This window comes from Gilliamella sp. wkB108 (assembly GCF_001690195.1).
Lineage (GTDB): Bacteria > Pseudomonadota > Gammaproteobacteria > Enterobacterales > Orbaceae > Gilliamella > Gilliamella apicola_L.
Genome location: NZ_LZGM01000030.1, coordinates 1 through 20706, shown reverse-complemented (window position 1 = coordinate 20706; position 20706 = coordinate 1). Strand labels below are relative to the sequence as shown.

Below are 20706 nucleotides of genomic sequence, written 5' to 3'. Positions count from 1 at the left end.
ATTAATTTTCAAAGGAGAGGGCTTTTTTTTCTATAATCCTCATAATGGTGCTTAGAAGTCCATTTATCAAGAGGTATATTAACCCTGCAACAATAAAAATTGAAAAATCATAGTAATCCCCATTTAATTGATTGCTATATCCCATGACATCCATAACAGGGATCATAGATGCTAAAGCCGTACCTTTTACGACAAACACAACTTCATTTGAATAAGTTGATAACGCTCTTTTTAAAGCATAAGGTAATACTATCTTTAACGTTTGCCATTTATTCATACCTAAGGCTTCACAAGCTTGCCATTGTCCTTTGGGAACAGATTTTAACGCACCATAAAAAATTTGGGTTGTATAGGCTGCACTATTGAGTGTTAATGCCAAATAAGCACAAAACCAAGGCGAAGAGATGAAATTATAAAAGTTAGGTACATTACTTAGCGCATCGTTAAATTGAGATGGGCCATAATAGATTAAAAATAGTTGTACTAATAATGGTGAACCAGTAAAGATGATAATATAAGTACGAATAACTTTACTTAATACAACAGAATTTAGTGATAATAAACATGAAAAAATAACAGCCAAAACTCCTGCAGATAAAATGCCAAAAAGTCCTAAACTTAATGTATCAGGAAGGCCGAGGATAATGATTTTAAGATAGTAGATAAAATTATCAAACATAATATATGACCTTACTAACTATTGGCTGATTGAGGTTGTTCAAAAGCAGTTGCACGCTTTTCAATGCGTTGAATAACTTTTTGACTCAAAATTGAGATTATTAAATAAATAATCATGGCTACAAAATACCATAAAAAAGGTTGATTGGTTCGGGCAATAATAGTTTTAGTTTGCATCATTAAATCATCAATAGCTATCGCAGAAACTAAGGCTGTATCTTTTAATAAAATAAGCCACTGATTACTCAATCCCGGTAAAGCATGGCGCCACATTTGAGGAACAATTATTCGGGAAAAAGTACGGAATTTACCTAATCCAAGCACTTGTGCTGCCTGTTTTTGTCCGCTCGGTATAGCTTTAAATGCTCCTCGCAAGGTTTGCGAAGCATAAACTGCATAAAGTATGGATAATGCTATTACTCCACATAAGAATGGATCTGGTTGAGTATTGGTTATATTGATTTGTAGTATAAATGAGGTAAAACCAAGTGAAATCGTAATTCCATCATCCAGAGCCATCAATAATAACGGTAATCCATTATAAATTGCTATGACAATTAATAATTCAGGTAATGCGCGGATTGTTAAGTTGAACAATGACATTAACCTAGCAACCGGTTTGAATGGTACTGATTCCAATGTTGTGAAAATAAAGGCTAAGATCATACCAACAATAAGCGATACAAAGGCTAAAGACAATGTAATTAATGTCGCTTGTGCTAATGGCAAAATATAACCATCCATAGAAGTATAGAACCACACTATTCCATTTGCTAAAAAATTTGACATAAAAAAACCATGGTTAAATTAAAAAATAAACTCGCCACAATGCAATGTGGCGAGATCACTATGGTGTAATATATTTAAAAATTGAGATTTATTGGTTAAACCATTTTTTATAGATAGCTTCTAAATCGCCATTCTTTTTTAGCTTATCTAATGTTTGATTGAACTGGTTAAGTAATTGATCATTACCTTTACGCACAGCAATACCTAAACCTTCACCAAAAAAATCATGATCAGTTATCTTATCGCCTAATGCAGCAATATCATTATCTTTTCTTAACCAATCTCCGGCAACAAATGAACTCGCTACAATTGCATCAATTCGTTTGGCTTTCAAATCTAAAAATGCGAATTGGTAACTGTCATAGCTAACTGCTTTCATGTCTGGATATTTTTCGTTTAAATATTTCGAATAGGTAGTTCCTTTTTGAATACCTACACGTTTACCTTTTAACTGTTCTAAATTGGTTAATGTATCTTTTAATGAAATGAATTGAATTGAACTGTCATCATAATAAATTTGTGTAAAATCAACCTGTTTTTGTCGTTCTGGTGTTACATCAATTCCAGCAATTGCAGCATCAATACGACGTGTTTTTAAACTAGGAATTAATCCATCAAATGATTGATTAACGATTTTGCATGTAACTTTCATTTCATCACAAATTTTATTAATTACATCAATATCAAAACCGACGATTTCATTTTTTTCATTGGTAAATTCAAAAGGTGCATAAGTCGCTTCAGTTCCAATAATTAGATTTTCTGCGGCTTGAGCTACAAATGCTGTTCCTGCTAATAAAATGGCTAAAAGAGTTTTTTTCATATATTCACCCAACATGATATTAATTAATGCGATAGATAAGATCTAAATTGCTCGGTTTTTGGATGAGCAAAACATTCTAACTGTCCATGCTCTATTATTTTACCGTGTTCCATATAAATCACTTGCGAAGCCACTTTCCGCGCAAAATCGACTTCATGAGTGACAATAATTTGTGTAATTCCTGTTTGAGAAAGTTCATTAATAATCTCTGCAATTTGTGAAGTGATTGCAGGATCTAATGCAGCTGTAGGTTCATCAAACAGTAATATTTGTGGCTCCATCATTAACGCTCTGGCAATAGCCACACGTTGCTGTTGACCACCAGATAAGTGAAGGGGATAACGATGTGCCATATCATCAATTTGCAAACGCAATAAAATGGACATTGCTTTATCACTTGCTTCTTTTTTAGATAATTTCAATACTTGACATGGAGCTTCAATTAAATTTTCAAGCACAGTCAAATGTGGCCATAAATTATAATCTTGGAAAACCATACCAACATTTTTTCGAAGTTGGCGAATGGTTGAATCACTAATTTTTTGTGTAAAATCAAAATGTGATTCAGCAATGGTCATCTCACCAGATGTAGGAATCTCAAGTAAATTAAATACCTTTAATAATGAACTTTTACCTGCACCACTTTGACCAAGTAGTACGATAGTTTCACCAAGAGGATAACAAAGAGAAACATCATTTAATGCCTGATGAGTACCATAAAAACAGTTTATATGGTTTAATTCTATATTCATTGCTAATTTTACGTTGTTTTAAATATTGACTAAATATTACTTTTTTCTGCATAAAAATGCAATCTAAAATATTAGACAATATGGTTAAAGAGGGTGAATTATACTGAAACGTATAGTTAACCTGAAAGATTTTTACAGAGTTTGAATTAAAAAGTCAATTATCGTTAGCGATGATAGGAATAACAGGACCTAGATATTTAGGTTTTTTATTTAGAATGTAAAGATCAATAAAAGCACTAACACGAGCAAACATTTCTCTAATACGGACTAATTTCATACTTTTAGGTGCTGGTACTGCAAAGCATTGAGCTTGAATACCTTGAGCTAGGGCAATAAAAATAGCTCGTTCGCAATGAAATTCTTGAGTGATGATAGTAAAATCTTTAGCATCAAAAACTTTATTTGCTCGTACAATGGAATCAAAGGTGCGAAACCCTGCATAATCTAAAACAATTGATTCACGAGGAATACCTGCTTTGATAAGGTCTTTTTGCATTGTGATAGGTTCGTTATAACTTAGCAGTGAGTTATCGCCACTTAACAAAAGATAATCAACTTTACCTTGCCAATAAAGATTGATTGCGCCATCAATTCGATTACGATAAAAGCCATTTATTCCACCTCCACGAACATATTTAGAGGTTCCTAATACCACTCCAATGGCTCGATAGGGAAGTTTGTTTTCATCATGATAAATGTATGGTGCAGTTTTATAACTTATCCAATAATCAAGGCCTATAATTCCTAAAATTATAATTAAAAATAGACTAAAAAAATAAGCGATAAGCTTTTTTAACTTCATGCTACAACCAATTAAAAATAAATACCATTATTGGAAATAAAAAAGGTGCTGTCAATGAGGTCATTATACCACAAAGGACCAGTGATAACGAACTATAAGCACCTTCATTATAGTCTACCTCGATACAACGAGCAGTACCAACGGCATGAGATACTGCCCCTATAGATAAACCACGAGCTGAAGCCGTTTTTATTTTGAAGAAATTTAAAATTTGGTGACCAAATATTCCACCTAATGTCCCTACTAATATAACACATAGTGCAGCAATAGATGGAACACCACCTTGATTGTCAGCAATGGTTACTGCTATTGCTGTTGTTACTGATTTCGGTAATACAGAAGCCGCTATTTCATGATCACCACCAAGCCAAAATACGATACAAACACCTGTTACCATTGAAGCTATTGATGCAGTAAAAGTAATGATCATTATAGATTTCCATCGAGCCTTGATTTGAGGTATCAACTCATATAGAGGATAGGCTAAAGCGACAACAGAATAGGGTAATAAATCATTAATAATATGGACATTATTTACATATTCTGTGTAACTTGTTTGCGTTATTAATAAAACAGGAATTAAGATAATGACTGAGATCACCAATGGGTTAAATAATGGGGTTTTTATTTTAAATGATAATTTACGAATAATCAGAAAGACACAAAGTGTTAAAGGTAGCATCCATATCATGATTGGTTTCCTTTATTATCAGATGATGAAGCTATGGTTTTGTTTGTTGTTTTATGCAGATGTTCAGTTAAATAAGCTGTAAAAATTAATACAATAATTGAGCCACCAACACAGCCAAAAATAATTGGAACCCAATTGTTTAATAATAATGAATAATTATCCATGATCCCCATGGCGGCTGGAATAAAAAGAAGAGTCATATAACGCATAAATATATTACAACTGTTTTTTATCCAACAAGTCGGAATTAGTTGAAATGCTAACAAAAAGAATAAAATCAACAAGCCGATAATGCTTCCAGGGATCATTATCGGTAATATTTTAGAAATAATATTACCAACCCATAAACATATTGTTAAAACGATTAAACCTCGACCATAACTAAAAAGCGTATAGTACAAGGAGTAAAGTCGATGTTTTATAGTGGAATGCTTAGCTAAAAAATGTTTCATAACGTAAATGCTAATTAACTCATTCTTTAAATATTAGGATAATATTTGTCTTCAAAAGTGGTAAAACATATAAATCAGTTGCATATCATACGCCCCTCAAATTTAATTATGCAACTAAATAATGGCAATAATTATAAAGATGCTTAATAATCGTTAATTTCTCGGGTTGTTGCATATAAATTTCAGCTAGCTGCTCTAATGTATGTAAATAGTCTTGTATTTTAGGTTCATTAAGTTTATCTCGACAATAATCTTTCCAAATCATTTGCTCTTGCTCTGTCAAAGTTTGCGGATAATTTCGAGCTTTATACCTGAAAAAGAGTGTAGCTAATCGAGGATCATCAAATGTTATTGATATGTTATTTAATAAATTAATAGGTGTGGTTCGAATCATTTCACAACGTGATTTATCCTGATTATTTAAAAAGCCATTATAAATTTGAGCGTCAACATCTGGATTAATTGAATAATCACTATGCATAGTAAACAATTCTCGCATTTTATCTTGCAATATTTTTTGGCACTGCAATAATTTTTGCTGGTTTATTAAACATTGATCTAGATCGATAGCAAATCGTTTAGCATTTTCTGGTAATAACGTTTTTTGGGGGGCAACAATAGGGCATTTATTAATATGGATTAATTTCAAAGGTATTCTTGATTCATTGAGTTCAAGATCTTCGGTTTTGGTATAAAGTTTTTCATTGATCTCCTCAACAGTTAGATCAATGATTAAATCAATATCGCCAGTTAGGTCACAGACGATAACCGCGTTGTTTTGTAGTGGATGCCATGCAATTGGGGAAACTAATGACATATTCCCACGATAGCTACCAAGCATACCCGACACGTGAACAATGGGAGTCATATTAACCACATCAATTAGATCTGCTACTTTGTTTTTATTACGTAACGAGAAAAAATAATCAAAAAGCTTCGGTTGTTTTTCTTTAATTAATTTAGCTATAGCAATGGTTGCATAAACATCTGACATGGCATCATGAGCGTTTTCATGTGCGATATTATTCTCTTTAGTAAGATGTTCTAAACGAAAACTTGCAAATCCAGCCTCATTTATAGGCCAATTAATACCGTCTGGTCGTAATGCATAACAGGCTCGAACAACATCAAGAAGATCCCATCGAGAATTGCCATTTTGCCAACTGTAAGAATAAGGATCATAAAAATTGCGATATAAAATATTCCGTGTTACTTCATCATCAAAACGTATATTGTTATATCCTAATATACAAGTATTAGGTTCACTAAATGCTTGGTGAATCAATCTGGTAAACTCGGCTTCGCAAATACCTTTTTGATTAGCTTCTTGTGGTGTAATCCCCGTTACTAACACAGCTTCAGGATTAGGTAAATAATCTTGAGCTTGCTGACAATAAATCACCAGTGGTTCTTCAATGATATTAAAATCACTATCTGTGCGTACTCCTGCAAATTGTGCAGGTCTATCAAGGGCAGGGTGAATACCAAAGGTTTCGTAATCATGAAAGTAAAAAGTAGGTTGTTTATGGTTGTTTTCCATTGTGTTGTTTTTCTCGATATTTTTCTTTTATTTAATTTCAACTGGTTATAGTGGTTTTGTTTATCTTATAGACTTTAAGCGTTTTTTATTCGTCCATATTGTAAATGTATAGATTTTAAATGAACAATTACACTATTAATGTTTGTACCGAATATTATAGAAAATAAAAAGCAACTATGTGATACATTACTAAAATTTATATTAAATCAACCCTGCATAGAGGTAGAGCTAAGTTGATGATTTAGATATAAGAATATCACAAAAAGGAACGATTGCCTTTCAATTTGATAAAAAGAATAGTTTTGTATTTATAAATAGTGACAGTGTAACTTAAACTAATAGTTTTATTCTTTAAGGATTTCAGTTAAAAAGTAATTTATTATCAATTAAACTTAAGCTCAACAGATAAGATAAAGTCATAACTATTAATATGATATTAAATTAATTAACAGGAGCGCTTTCAATAATATTAGCCAACTTCTCAAGCGTTAATCTTAAAAATTTAGGCATTGCATCTAATTCTATTGAGTCCATAAGGTTTTTGACATACAAACCTAATTCAGTATCACCTTCAACGATTAAACGACGTTGAAAAAAGAGGGTATCAGGATCTTGTCTTCTGGTTGCTATCATTATGAGATCATTTGCATTGCCGATAAAACTAACATCGGCAATTTCTTCTCTGCTTACAACTAGTTTGTTATCAATAAGGCTAACAAACCAAACGAGTTGAAGATCAGTTACTTGTATTTTCAACCAACGATTTTCTAAAAAATCGAGATCACCTTCTTCGAGAGAATGTTTAAATTGAAGTTGCAATAACTGTTCAATCGCTTGTTTTTTCAAATTAAATGGGATGCAGCGTAATGTAAGACCTAAAACATGAGGTGCTTTATTCACAAATTCAGAATGAATTTTCCCTAAAATTTGCTGCTTGTTGCCAATCATTTATGCATCTCCAGCGATCATCTTTTCATAAATATCTAAGTCAGTATTTAGATGCTCAAAAGTCTCTTCACTCACTTCATTACGTATTTTCATTTGCATTAAAGCTGTTCGTTCAGCACCAATTGCGACTAAACGCATACGTCTTTCTAGATTTTCAGCTTCAAGGGCTTTTTGTTCTAAATCTTTTAACCCGGTACGTCGTCTTAATGAACCAATAACACGAGAACCCACTTCATGTATAATTTCTTGATCTAAACCGGCTTCAGTTGTTTCTTGTAATAAATTAGTTTGCATTTTTTCAAGACTAACTATTGCTTCTTCTGCCATATGTCCTTTTACAGTGAAAATCTCATTATCTTGCTCAGAATTATCCAAAATTACACTTCCGCGCAATAAAATTGGTAATACAATCACAGCAGTAATTAATGAAATTAGAATTATACCCGTAGCAATAAAAACTAATTGATAACGTCCGGTAATTGTCATTGGAATAGATAGTACACCAGCTAATGTGATAGCTCCTCGTACTCCTGCAAAAGTTGATACAAATAAATCTCTGGTTGTATAGGCTTTGAAAGCAAGAGGGCGTTTGGTACCAAATGGTAAAGCTGGCATCTGTTTCATAGTCCATAACCACGCAAATCTTGTTCCCATTAACACTATAAATACAAATACAACAATGAGACCGAGTTGCCACACTTCAATTGATGAATCAGTTTGATTTTCGGCAAAAGTACTAGTTAAGATGCTTGGTAATTGAATACCCAATAGGATGAAAACAAAGCCGTTGAAAACAAAGGTTAACATAGACCACGTGCTATCTGATTGTAAGCGAGCAGTTAATGGCGCATTCCTCATCATACCTGAATGATTAACTGTCATACCTGCACTTACTGCCGCTAAAATACCAGAACAATGACACTCTTCAGCAATAAGATAGGCTGCGAAAGGAAGTAGAAATAGTAATACAATTTGGATAGCTGCATCATTGTGAGTTAATTGATTTATTTTACGTAAAATCCGAGCATATAACCAAGTAAATAATACGCCAATAGCTAATCCACCGATAGCAACGATAACAAAACTTAAACTAATTTGCAGTAAATCGAATTGCAGTGATCCTATTGCAATTAAAATAGCAAATTTTAATGATACCAAGCCGGAAGCATCATTCATCAAAGCTTCACCTTCGATTATTTCCATTTTTTGTTTATCAATACGACCTTTACCAACGATACCACTTAAGGCAACTGCATCCGTTGGTGACAACACCGCAGCTAGAGCTAATGCTGGCGCTAGTTCAATTTCTTTAGGTAGCATCCAATAAAGAAGGTAGCCGAGTGCAACAACAGTGATAACAACGAGGACTAGAGCCAACCCAACTATTTCTCTAACGTTATAAACAAAATCTTTAACCGATGTTTTACGACCATCTGCAAATAGTAACGGTGGGATAAAAAGAACTAAAAATAACTCAGGATCGAATTTAACATAAATGCCAAAGGCAGCTAATATACAACCCAATAATATTTGCATTAATGGTAATGGAATTTGAATAGGTAGCATTTTAATAAATACACCTGAAAGTGATACAATTAAAACCAGCAGTAATATTATTGAGAAAAGTTCCATAGTCATTCTTTTGAGTTGCCCGATAATTAGTTATTGATTATACCGGAAATTTAACTAGATTTCAGGTTAAAGTTTCAAAAAATGACTTAAATTTTAATCAAATACCACTTTTAATTAAAAACAGTAACCAAATAAAAAGGCATTATTTAATGGACGGTTGGCAAAGAGCATTTATTCTACATACCAGAAGCTATAGTGAATCTAGCTTATTAGTAGATCTGTTTGTCGAAAGTGCAGGGAAAATAACAGTTTTGGCTAAAGGGGCAAGACGAAAGCGATCTTCATTAAAAGGGGTATTACAACCTTTTACTCCACTTATAGTGCAATATTCTGGTCAAGGTGAAATTAAAACCTTACGTCAGGTTGAAGCTATGTCTTTGGCTTTGCCACTTATTTCTATTTCTTTATATAGCGCTTTTTATCTTAATGAGCTATTGCATCGAGTATTAATTGCAGAAACTGATATGCCTACACTTTTTGAACACTATTTACATAGCCTGCAACAATTGGCTAAACAGGTACCTGCCGAAAATGTATTACGTTCTTTCGAGTTAGTATTGCTGGAAAATTTGGGTTATCACGTCGATTTTTTTCATTGTAGTGCAACAGGTGATGACATAGTCACATCAATGAATTATCAATTTCAAACTGAAAAGGGATTTATTAGTAGTTTATTAGAAAATAGTACCAGCTTCACCGGTGAACAAGTGTTAGCATTAGGATATCGACAGTTTGATAATCAAGAAACATTAAGAGCAGCTAAGCGCTTTACCAGAATGGCGTTAAAACCTTATGTAGGAGCTAAACCATTTAAAAGTAGGGAACTATTCTTAAAAATTTAGTATTACCCATAAATCTTTTATTGGTAGATTGAAAATGCTCCGCCACAATATTGACGGAGAGTAGATCAATTATGAATTAATATGTCGGTGGTTTTGCGTAGGAATTATTCGTATTGTCAGCTGGAAAAGCATTAGGTTTTATTTGTTGACGATGAAAACTATTATCCTTTAATTGGAATATGGCAGTACCTATTACACCGATGTTATTTGGCGAACCTTCATCTGTATGATTTGCGTATGCATTAGCGCTATTAGAGAAAGTAAAACTCGCTACTTCACTATTACTTTTACGAAATCCTTTAATCAGTAGGGTATCATATGGATTTAATATGTAACCGTTGTTGGACAAAGAACCCGCTTTACCATTAATGACATCTAAACCATCAACTGTAGCTATGACTTCAAACGTTTTATTAGAGTAGTTATGGTAGTACAGTTGGTAGCTTTGACCAATGTTACCTTGTAACTTAACATCACTGTTTTGTTGTTTGATTAATGATAATTTATGATTGTGATCATCAAGAATTGCCATTCCTATTTGTCCCTGATTCAACATGATTTCAGAAATAGCTTTTCCTTTATATGGATGGGCAGAATATTCTATTGTAATAATATCAGTCGGATTTGAACTAACTCGTTCTAAACTAACACTTTGAACGTGAGACTCGATGCCGTCTCCCCATTGAGTTCCTAAAGATGAACCAGATGCAGAAGACACTTTATCACTTTGGAGTGTTGATTGGTGTGCTGATTGACATCCTGTTAACGTCAAGATTAAAAAAGATATTAATGTAAAAACATATTTTGTAATAAAATTCTTCATTATTTGATTTTCCTCCTTAAAAATATAACGTTTTACTATATGTTAAAACATAACGAAAGTATATATAACAAATTATTTTTCAATTAACGATTTAAGTCTATATTTTGAATATTATGGATAAAATCGACTACAAAAACAATGAGTCCTATTTTAAATAGTTAGGATAAATGGTAATATACGCCGTCTATTTTATTATGTATGCATGTGCGCTTTCGTGTGGCGCACCACTGTTATAAGGATTTATTATGCCAATTATTACTCTTCCTGACGGAAGTCAACGTCAATTTGATAAACCAGTTACTGTATTAGAAGTTGCTCAAAATATTGGTGCGGGTCTTGCTAAAGCTTGTATTGCAGGTCGTGTAAATGGTGAACGTAAAGATGCTTGTGATGTAATTGATCAAGATGCAACGCTTGCTATTATTACATCTAAAGATGATGATGGACTTGAAATTATTCGCCATTCATGCGCTCACTTATTGGGTCATGCTATCAAGCAATTATGGCCAAATACTCAAATGGCAATTGGACCTACAATTGAAAACGGCTTTTATTATGATGTTGATTTAGATCACTCTTTAACTCAGGAAGATATTGATGCATTAGAAAAACGGATGCATGAACTAGCTAAAAAAGATTATGAAGTAAAAAAAGAAGTAGTCAGCTGGGAACGAGCAAGAGAAGTCTTTTGGGATCGTCGAGAACCCTATAAAATTGCTATATTAGATGAAAATATTCCAAAAGATTCAAAACCAGCACTTTATCATCATGAAGAATATATTGATATGTGTCGAGGACCTCATGTCCCTAATATGCGTTTTTGTCATCACTTCAAATTACAAAAAGTTGCCGGTGCTTATTGGCGAGGTAACAGTGATAATAAAATGTTACAGCGTATTTATGGCACAGCTTGGGCTGATAAAAAGCAACTCGACAGTTATTTACAACTTTTAGAAGAAGCAGCAAAGCGAGATCATCGTAAAATAGGTAAACAACTTGATCTGTATCATATGCAGGAAGAAGCACCTGGTATGGTATTTTGGCATAACGATGGTTGGATTATTTTCCGCGAGCTTGAAGTATTTGTTCGAACAAAACTAAAAGAATACGATTACCAAGAAGTTAAAGGTCCATTTATGATGGATCGTGTACTATGGGAAAAAACAGGTCATTGGGGTAACTATAAAGAATTAATGTTTGTCACCTCATCAGAAAATCGTGAATATTGTATCAAACCAATGAACTGTCCAGGACATGTGCAGATTTTCAATCAAGGGTTAAAATCATATCGTGATTTGCCATTACGTATGGCTGAATTTGGTAGTTGCCATCGAAATGAACCTTCTGGTTCTTTACATGGTTTAATGCGAGTACGTGGTTTCACTCAAGATGATGCTCATATATTTTGTACTGAAAGTCAAATCCGCAGTGAAGTTAATGGCTGTATAAAAATGGTTTATGACATTTATAGTACTTTCGGTTTTACGGATATTACTGTCAAACTATCAACTCGCCCAGAAAAACGAATCGGTAAAGATGAAACTTGGGATCTAGCTGAAAAAGATCTAGCTGAATGCTTAACTGAGAATGGTATTGAATTTGAGTATTTACCAGGCGAAGGGGCTTTTTATGGTCCAAAAATTGAGTTCACATTATATGATTGCTTAGGTCGAGCATGGCAATGTGGTACAGTACAACTTGACTTCATGTTACCTGAGCGTTTAGACGCAACTTATGTTGGTGAAAATAATGAACGCCACATACCAGTAATGATTCACAGAGCAATTTTAGGTTCAATGGAACGCTTTATGGGAATTTTGACAGAAAACTGTGCAGGATTCTTTCCTACTTGGCTTGCTCCATTACAAGTTGTTGTTATGAATATTACCGATAATCAAGCTCAATATGCAAAACAATTGACCGAACAATTACAAAAAGTAGGAATTAGAGCAAAAGCAGACTTGAGAAATGAGAAAATTGGGTTTAAAATCCGCGAACATACTCTAAAACGTGTACCTTATATGTTTGTCTGCGGGGATAAAGAGATGGAATCAGGTACGATTTCAGTTCGAACTCGTCAAGGTAAAGATCTTGGTAGCTTTGAAGTAAAACATGTTATAGAATTGTTGCTTAATGAAATTCATAGTCGTTCGCTTGAACAAATGGATTAATTATTAAATTAATTTGGAGGAATAAGATATTAAAGTCAGTAAACGAATTCAGTCAACTCGTGCGCATAAGATCAATGATGAAATTACAGCTCGTGAAGTGAGATTAACCGGTGTCGATGGAGAACAGCTTGGTATTGTCAGTTTAGATGAAGCTATAAAACAAGCTGAAGAAGCGACTTTAGATTTAGTTGAAATAAGCCCTAATGCAGAGCCACCTGTTTGTCGAATTATGGATTATGGCAAGTTCCTCTATGAAAAAAGTAAAGCAACAAAAGAACAAAAGAAGAAACAAAAGGTTGTTCAGGTTAAGGAAATTAAATTCCGACCTGGTACAGATGAAGGTGACTATCAGGTAAAACTTCGCAGCCTGATTCGCTTTCTTGAAGATGGCGATAAAGCCAAAGTTACGTTGCGATTTCGTGGACGTGAAATGGCTCACCAGCAGTTAGGTACTGAAATGCTTGATCGTATTAAGGAAGACTTAGCTGATTTGGCAATCATTGAATCTTATCCAACTAAGATCGAAGGTCGTCAAATGATCATGGTGCTTGCGCCGAAGAAAAAATAATGGTTTTACAAGCTAATTTTTAATTTCATTAAAGATTACACCATTATTTTATTGTCATTAACAATGCGAAGTGGAAATTAATAAAATGCCTAAAATTAAAACTGTAAGAGGCGCAGCTAAGCGCTTTAAAAAAACAGCTTCTGGTGGCTTTAAGCATAAGCAAGCTAACAAGAGTCATATCCTAACTAAAAAATCAACTAAACGTAAACGTCATTTACGTGGTTTGACTACTGTGTCAAAAGGGGATTTAGGTTTAGTTACTGCGTGTGTTCCATACGCTTAAGTTATTAATTAATTTTTTAGAGGATATAGTTTATGGCTCGTGTTAAACGTGGAGTTATTGCTCGTGCGCGTCACAAGAAAATTTTAAAACAAGCAAAAGGTTATTATGGTGCACGTTCACGTGTATATCGTGTTGCTTTTCAAGCAGTAATTAAAGCAGGACAATATGCTTATCGTGACCGTCGTCAACGTAAACGTCAATTCCGCCAATTATGGATTGTACGTATCAATGCTGCAGCTCGTCAATGTGGTCTATCTTATAGTCGTTTTATCAATGGCTTAAAGAAAGCATCTATTGAAATTGATCGTAAGATCCTTGCTGACATTGCTGTATTTGATAAAAATGCGTTTGCTGCATTAGTTGAAAAAGCAAAAGCGGCACTATAATATCTTTATAAGAGCCGAGTTATCTCGGCTTTTATCATTTTAAACTTGATATTGATTAAAAGAGTAAATTGATTATGAACCTAGTTATTTTTCGTTTCTTTTTTAGCTTCATTAACAATATTCATCTTTGAGGCAAAAGAAAAACGAAAAATAATTATAAAAGCCTCCAAAGAGGCTTTTTTTATATATTGAACAATAAGCAGGAGAACTGTATGTCTCAATTAGTTGAACTGGTAAATAATGCCAAATCCGCTATTGAAAGTGCTAATGACATTAATTCGATCGAACAGATACGAGTGGAATATTTTGGTAAAAAAGGTCATTTTACAATGCAAATGGCTTCATTACGAGATGTTCCTGCCAGTGAACGGCCATCTGTTGGTCAAAAAATCAATGATGCAAAGCAAGAAGTTATTGAAATATTAAATCAGAAGCGTAATTTTTTAGAGCGACAGGCTCTTGATGCAAAGTTAGCAAATGAAACTATTGATATTACTTTACCAGGAAAAGCAATTGAGCTTGGAGGATTGCATCCGGTGACTAAAACGGTAAATCGTTTGGTTGAATTTTTTGGAGAACTTGGTTTTAATGTAGAAACTGGACCTGAAATCGAAGATGATTATCATAACTTTGATGCACTCAATATTCCAGCCCATCATCCAGCAAGAGCTGATCATGATACGTTTTGGTTTGATGCAAAACGCTTATTACGAACCCAAACTTCAACCGTTCAAATTCGTACAATGGAAAATCAAAAACCACCAATCCGAATCATTGCTCCGGGAAGAACTTATCGTAATGATTATGACCAAACTCATACGCCAATGTTTCATCAAATGGAAGGGTTACTTGTTGATAAAGATATCAGTTTTAGTCATCTGAAAGGATTATTACATGATTTCCTTCATTGTTTTTTTGAAGATGATATGGAAATTCGTTTTAGACCGGGATATTTTCCATTTACAGAACCTTCAGCAGAAGTTGATATCAAAGCAAAAAATGGTAAATGGCTTGAAGTATTAGGTTGTGGAATGGTTCATCCTAATGTATTACGTAATGTAGGCATTGATCCTGAAATATATAGTGGGTTTGCTTTTGGTATGGGAATAGAAAGGTTAACTATGTTACGTTACGGCGTCACGGATTTACGTTCTTTCTTTGAAAATGATTTACGTTTTTTAAAACAATTTAATTAATTCTGGAGATCAAACATGAAATTTAGTGAAAACTGGCTACGTGAATGGATCAATCCAGAAATTAGTAGTGAAATGTTAGCCGATCAATTAACTATGGCTGGATTAGAAGTCGATGAAATCGAAAAAGTTGCAGGTGATTTTACGGGAGTTGTTGTTGGTAAAGTTGTCGAGTGCATGCAACATCCTAATGCCGATAAATTACGTGTAACGAAAGTAGATATCGGTGAAACTGAGTTATTAAATGTTGTTTGTGGTGCGCCAAATTGCCGTCAAGGATTAATGGTGGCTTGTGCGACTGTCGGGGCAGTATTACCGGGTGATTTTAAAATTAAAGCTGCGAAACTTCGAGGAGAACCTTCGGAAGGAATGCTTTGTTCATATTCAGAATTGGGTATTTCTGATGATCATAATGGTATTATTGAATTACCAGAAGATGCACCAATAGGACAAGATATTCGACAATACTTAAAACTTGATGATGTCATGATAGATATCAGTGTAACCCCTAATCGTGCAGACTGCTTTGGGATAATTGGTGTAGCTAGAGATATATCAGCTGTTAATAATATCCCTATGTATCAATTGAATGTGAACAAAGTACCAGCAACTATTTCTGATACTATCTCTGTACAAGTAGATGAACCTCAAGCTACCCCTCGTTATCTTGGACGAGTAATCAAAAATATAAATGTTAATGCAACAACACCGTTTTGGATGAAAGAAAAGCTACGTCGGGGTGGAATACGCTCTATTGATGCTGTTGTTGATATTACTAATTATATTTTATTAGAACTTGGTCATCCAATGCATGCCTTTGATTTGTCTCAAATTGAGAAGGGGCTTATTGTACGTTATGCTAATAAAGATGAAAAACTCGTTTTACTTAATGGTAATGAAGTTAACTTAAAAGAAATGACATTAGTTATTGCTGATCATCAAAAAGTATTAGCTTTGGCTGGTATCATGGGTGGTGATAAATCAGGGGTGACATCATCAACCAAAGATATATTCCTTGAATCTGCTTTTTTTGCACCATTAGCAATTACAGGTAAAGCTCGTGAATATGGTTTGCATACGGAAGCTTCACATCGTTATGAACGTGGAGTCGATCCTGCATTACAGCATACAGCGATGGAAAGAGCGACACAGTTATTAATTGATATTTGTGGTGGTGAAGTAGGTCCAATTATAGATATAACAAATCAAAATGAATTACCTATACCAGCGACAATTTTACTACGTCGAGCCAAAATAGATCGTATTATTGGTTGCGAAATTGATACACAAAAAATCACGGATATTTTAGAAAGACTTGGCTGTGAGGTTAAATATAAGGATAATATTTGGCAGGTCAAAGCACCAAGTTGGCGTTTTGACTTACAAATTGAAGAAGATTTAGTTGAAGAAGTTGCACGTATATTTGGTTATAACAATATCCCAAATGCCAACATGAAAATTGAATCAATAATGAAACCAAAACCAGAAGGTAAACTTTCATTACGTAGAGTAAAAGACTTGCTAGTAGATCAAGGTTATCAAGAAGCTGTGACATATAGTTTTGTTGATCCTAAAATTCAAAAAGTTCTACATCCAGAGCAACAACAAATAAACTTACCAAATCCAATTTCAAGTGAAATGTCAGTAATGCGTGTTTCATTATGGTCTGGTTTATTGGATGCAGTTGTCTATAATCAAAACCGACAGCAATCACGAATTCGATTATTTGAAACAGGTTTACGTTTTATACCAGATGAAAAATCTGAATTTGGTGTACTCCAAGAATTAATGTTAGCAGGCGTGGTAACGGGAAGTTTGTACGAAGACCATTGGAATCTTCCTAAACAACATGTTGATTTTTATGATTTGAAAGGCGATATTGAATCTATTTTTTCACTTTTAGGTTGCACTGATAAGGTTCAATATAGAAAATCAAATCAACCAGCTTTACATCCTGGACAAAGTGCTGCATTATTTATTGACGATGAGCTAATTGGCCATTTTGGTGTATTACATCCAGAAATTGAAAAAAAATTATCTTTAAATAGTAAAACGCTTGTTTTTGAAATAAATTTAGCTAAAATTAGTGATAAAAAGATACCTGTTGCTCAGGATCTATCGAAATATCCGTCTAATAAGCGTGATATCGCTATTGTTATTCAAAATACAATTCCTGCAGCAGATATCATTTCTGTGTGTAAAGAAGCTGGTGGTGAGCAACTTATTAAAGTAAATCTATTTGATGTATATCAAGGTGATAACATCAAAGAAGATCAAAAGAGTCTTGCTATCAGTTTGATTTTACAAGATAAATCACGTACACTTGAAGAAGAAGAAATTACAAAGATTGTAAGCAAATGTGTCGTTGCCTTACAAGATCGTTTTAAAGCCCTTTTAAGAGAATAATAAATATGACGTTAACCAAAGCTGATATCGCAGACCGTCTTGCCGAAAAATTCAATATTGATCGTCAAGAAGCTAAAGTACTTGTTGAACTTTTTTTTGAAGAGATTCGAGTAGCTTTAGAAAAAGGAGAACCCGTAAAATTATCTGGATTTGGTAATTTTTCTATTCGTGATAAAAACTCACGACCAGGAAGAAATCCAAAAACAGGTGAAAGTGTAGATATTTCTGCACGTAGGGTTGTAACATTTAGACCTGGAATCAAATTTAGAGAACGAGTAGAAAAGAATTTAGCTCTATAATTATACAATTATATTCTACTGTTACAGTTCGCTAGCCTTTATTTTGTTAAATAACGAAATAAAGGCTATTTTTTTAAAATTTTTATAAAAAAATGATTGTATAAATTCAATGAATCAAGCATAATACCACCTCTTTTATGGAGGCTCTATGGGTCCTCTTGCAACATTTTTTTATTTATCAGGTCAGGTCTGGAAAGAAGCAGCCAAAGTAAAAAATATGTGTGTGGGATGTGGCTGATAGGGTCTCCTCCAAAAATCATAATTAGCCTAATCATTCAAAATATCCTTTATACTCAATTTACAGTGTTTGAATCTAATAACTGTTTCAGATTGATTAAAGAATCTTGTTATATAAAAAATCGGCTTATAAATGTGAAGAATATATGATAATTAGTACTTTAAAAATATATTTTTTATTTTCTAATGTTAATTTATGATAAACAAATTATATAAATATCTACTATAATTGAGCAGAGTTATCAGAACATAAATATATACTTAATTATCAAGGAAAACCGATGTGTTTATATTAAAACATATAGTTAACCTGAAACTTCTTGACATATATTATTAAATTCATTATAACGCTCACCAACGACTTAATAAGTTAGAATTTCTGCCATTCTGTGAGATTTTATCATGCTACAATTCAATCAAAATCACTGTCATAATCAATTAGAATTACTCAGTCCAGCAAAAAATGTAGAGATTGCCAAACAAGCAATTTTACACGGTGCTGATGCTGTATATATTGGCGGTCCTAATTTTGGCGCTAGACACAACGCTGGCAATTCTGTTAGTGATATAGCTCAATTAGTAGATTTTGCCCACCATTATTATGCAAAAATCTATGTGACATTAAATACAATACTTCATGATAATGAATTAGAAAGCGCAAGACAGTTAATTTGGCAATTGTATGATGCTGGTATTGATGCATTAATTGTTCAAGACATGGCAATTCTCAATATGGATATTCCTCCTATTGATTTGCATGCTAGTACTCAAATGGATATTCGGACACCCGAAAAAGCAAAATTCTTATCAGATGTTGGTTTTTCTCAAATTGTATTAGCACGTGAACTTAGCTTAAATGAAGTCGCAAAAATTAATCAACAAAGCGATGCTAAAATTGAATTCTTCATTCATGGCGCTCTATGTGTTGCCTTTTCTGGTCAATGTTATATATCACATGCTCAAACTGGCCGTAGTGCAAATAGAGGGGATTGTTCGCAAGCATGTAGATTACCTTATACATTAAAAGACGATCAAGGTCGAATAGTTGCTTATGAAAAACACCTGTTATCAATGAAGGATAATAATCAATCAAATAATTTGAATGAATTAATCTATGCTGGAGTGAGATCATTCAAAATAGAAGGGCGTTATAAGGATTTAAATTATGTTAAAAATATTACAGCTTTTTATCGTCAAAAATTAGATACTATTTTGGCTGAATCACCCGATTTATTACCAGCGTCGAGCGGTAAAACAGAACACTTTTTTATACCCGATCCTAATCGTACATTTCATCGAGGTAGTACTGATTATTTTGTTCATGGACGAAAACAAGATATTGGTGCATTTGATTCACCTAAATTTATAGGTTTACCAGTCGGTGAGATTACTAAAGTTACTCCCCAATACATAGATATAAAATCTGACTATACTTTGATAAATGGTGATGGTTTAAATGTTTTAATTAAACGAGAAATTGTAGGTTTTAGGGCTGATAAAGTTGAAAAGCTTTCAATTAATCAATCTCGTATTTACCCCAATGAAATACCAATAGCTCTTAAATCAATTAAGTTACCTTATGTCATCAATCGTAATTTAGATCATTCATGGCAGCAAAACTTATTAAAAGAGTCGAGTAATCGCCGTATAGGTGTAACATTTGAATTAACCAACATAAAAAATGGTGTTCGGTTGGTTGCTGAGAGTGAAGAGGGTATTTGTGTTAATTTAGAGCTTACCGGGCATTTTCCAATTGCTAACCAACCAGATAAAGTACTAAAAACTTTTCAAGAAAATTTAGCCAAACTGGGGCAGACAATTTACCATTTAACTGAATTCAAAGTTAATCTGTCTACCGTCTATTTTATACCAAGTAGTCAAGTTAATCAGTTACGGCGTAACATTATTGAGCATTTAACGACAACAAGGCTAACTAGCTACACCCGAAATAAACGTAAGCCTGAAATAATACCAAAAGCAAAATATCCAGAAAATCATCTAAGTTATTTAGCTAATGTATATAATCATAAAGCTCGTGAATTTTATAAACAACATGGTGTTGATTTAATTGAAAATGCTTATGAATCCCATGAAATAAAAGAAGAAACGCCACTAATGATTACTAAGCATTGTTTACGTTATGCATTCAATTTATGCCCAAAACAAGCCAAAGGTATTCAAGGTGTAAAAACTAGAGTCACGCCAATGAAATTGATTCAAAATAATGAAGAATTACTATTGAAATTCAATTGTAAAGCATGTGAAATGCAAGTTTGGGGTAAAATCAAAAATCATGTACTTAAAATGCCAATACCTGGTAGTGATGTAATTTTAATTACTAAAATTTAAAATTAAATAGAGTGATAATATAATATTATATTAAGTAATTAT

At 33.3% G+C, this 20706-nt stretch carries 20 protein-coding genes and 1 other RNA gene; 10 read left to right on the top strand and 11 right to left on the bottom strand.

From position 1 onward, the window contains the following. Position 1: 1 nt before the first annotated feature. From artM to A9G11_RS03835, 10 genes are all read right to left on the bottom strand, one after another. Entirely contained in the window at positions 2-679 is a 678-nt protein-coding gene (gene artM / locus A9G11_RS03880) for an arginine ABC transporter permease ArtM (RefSeq protein ID WP_065618213.1), read from the bottom strand. Positions 680-693: 14 nt separating this feature from the next. Beyond that, the gene (gene artQ, locus A9G11_RS03875; protein ID WP_065618227.1) at positions 694-1422 is read right to left on the bottom strand and encodes an arginine ABC transporter permease ArtQ; all 729 of its coding nucleotides are present in this window, start codon (positions 1420-1422) and stop codon (positions 694-696) included. A gap of 133 nt (positions 1423-1555) precedes the next feature. Beyond that, a complete protein-coding gene (locus tag A9G11_RS03870; RefSeq protein ID WP_065618212.1) occupies positions 1556-2290 on the bottom strand; it encodes a transporter substrate-binding domain-containing protein in 735 nt (244 codons plus the stop codon). Between the two features lie 23 nt (positions 2291-2313). Next, entirely contained in the window at positions 2314-3042 is a 729-nt protein-coding gene (gene artP / locus A9G11_RS03865) for an arginine ABC transporter ATP-binding protein ArtP (protein WP_065618211.1), read from the bottom strand. Positions 3043-3196: 154 nt separating this feature from the next. Further along, positions 3197-3844 (bottom strand): ElyC/SanA/YdcF family protein, encoded by a 648-nt coding sequence (locus A9G11_RS03860; protein WP_065618210.1) that lies wholly within the window; start codon positions 3842-3844, stop codon positions 3197-3199. 1 nt (position 3845) lies between these two features. Then, on the bottom strand, positions 3846-4535 hold the full coding sequence (locus A9G11_RS03855) for a CidB/LrgB family autolysis modulator (protein ID WP_065618209.1): 690 nt from the start codon (positions 4533-4535) through the stop codon (positions 3846-3848). Next, positions 4532-4987, bottom strand: a complete 456-nt coding sequence (locus tag A9G11_RS03850; RefSeq protein ID WP_081298405.1) for a CidA/LrgA family protein — start codon at positions 4985-4987, stop codon at positions 4532-4534. Before A9G11_RS03850 ends, A9G11_RS03855 begins: the two co-directional genes overlap by 4 nt. Positions 4988-5093: 106 nt before the next feature. Next, entirely contained in the window at positions 5094-6527 is a 1434-nt protein-coding gene (gene sbcB / locus A9G11_RS03845; RefSeq protein WP_065618208.1) for an exodeoxyribonuclease I, read from the bottom strand. 441 nt (positions 6528-6968) lie between these two features. Further along, entirely contained in the window at positions 6969-7454 is a 486-nt protein-coding gene (ubiT, locus tag A9G11_RS03840) for a ubiquinone anaerobic biosynthesis accessory factor UbiT (RefSeq protein ID WP_065618225.1), read from the bottom strand. Between the two features lie 21 nt (positions 7455-7475). Beyond that, positions 7476-9107 carry a Na+/H+ antiporter gene (locus A9G11_RS03835; protein WP_065618207.1) on the bottom strand — a complete coding sequence of 544 codons (1632 nt, stop codon included), beginning with the start codon at positions 9105-9107 and terminating at the stop codon, positions 7476-7478. Positions 9108-9256: 149 nt separating this feature from the next. Here A9G11_RS03835 and recO point away from each other — a divergent pair, with 149 nt between their 5' ends. Beyond that, entirely contained in the window at positions 9257-9949 is a 693-nt protein-coding gene (gene recO / locus A9G11_RS03830) for a DNA repair protein RecO (protein ID WP_065618206.1), read from the top strand. A 76-nt stretch (positions 9950-10025) separates the two neighbouring features. Here recO and A9G11_RS03825 read toward each other — a convergent pair whose 3' ends face one another. Further along, positions 10026-10667 carry a hypothetical protein gene (locus A9G11_RS03825; RefSeq protein ID WP_141674340.1) on the bottom strand — a complete coding sequence of 214 codons (642 nt, stop codon included), beginning with the start codon at positions 10665-10667 and terminating at the stop codon, positions 10026-10028. A 350-nt stretch (positions 10668-11017) separates the two neighbouring features. Here A9G11_RS03825 and thrS point away from each other — a divergent pair, with 350 nt between their 5' ends. From thrS to A9G11_RS03780, 9 genes are all read left to right on the top strand, one after another. Further along, positions 11018-12943, top strand: a complete 1926-nt coding sequence (gene thrS / locus A9G11_RS03820) for a threonine--tRNA ligase (RefSeq protein ID WP_065618205.1) — start codon at positions 11018-11020, stop codon at positions 12941-12943. A 28-nt stretch (positions 12944-12971) separates the two neighbouring features. Further along, positions 12972-13511, top strand: coding sequence for a translation initiation factor IF-3 (gene infC / locus A9G11_RS03815; protein ID WP_065618204.1), 540 nt, complete (start codon positions 12972-12974; stop codon positions 13509-13511). A gap of 85 nt (positions 13512-13596) precedes the next feature. Continuing rightward, positions 13597-13794, top strand: coding sequence for a 50S ribosomal protein L35 (rpmI, locus tag A9G11_RS03810; protein ID WP_025315575.1), 198 nt, complete (start codon positions 13597-13599; stop codon positions 13792-13794). Positions 13795-13826: 32 nt separating this feature from the next. Further along, on the top strand, positions 13827-14180 hold the full coding sequence (gene rplT / locus A9G11_RS03805; protein ID WP_024496189.1) for a 50S ribosomal protein L20: 354 nt from the start codon (positions 13827-13829) through the stop codon (positions 14178-14180). A gap of 212 nt (positions 14181-14392) precedes the next feature. After that, a complete protein-coding gene (gene pheS, locus A9G11_RS03800; protein WP_065618203.1) occupies positions 14393-15376 on the top strand; it encodes a phenylalanine--tRNA ligase subunit alpha in 984 nt (327 codons plus the stop codon). A gap of 15 nt (positions 15377-15391) precedes the next feature. Next, entirely contained in the window at positions 15392-17779 is a 2388-nt protein-coding gene (gene pheT, locus A9G11_RS03795) for a phenylalanine--tRNA ligase subunit beta (protein ID WP_065618202.1), read from the top strand. 5 nt (positions 17780-17784) lie between these two features. After that, on the top strand, positions 17785-18078 hold the full coding sequence (locus A9G11_RS03790; protein WP_065618201.1) for an integration host factor subunit alpha: 294 nt from the start codon (positions 17785-17787) through the stop codon (positions 18076-18078). Between the two features lie 147 nt (positions 18079-18225). After that, an RNA gene (ffs, locus tag A9G11_RS03785) (signal recognition particle sRNA small type) lies at positions 18226-18321 on the top strand. A 396-nt stretch (positions 18322-18717) separates the two neighbouring features. Beyond that, the gene (locus A9G11_RS03780) at positions 18718-20664 is read left to right on the top strand and encodes a peptidase U32 family protein (protein ID WP_065618200.1); all 1947 of its coding nucleotides are present in this window, start codon (positions 18718-18720) and stop codon (positions 20662-20664) included. Positions 20665-20706: the final 42 nt, after the last annotated feature.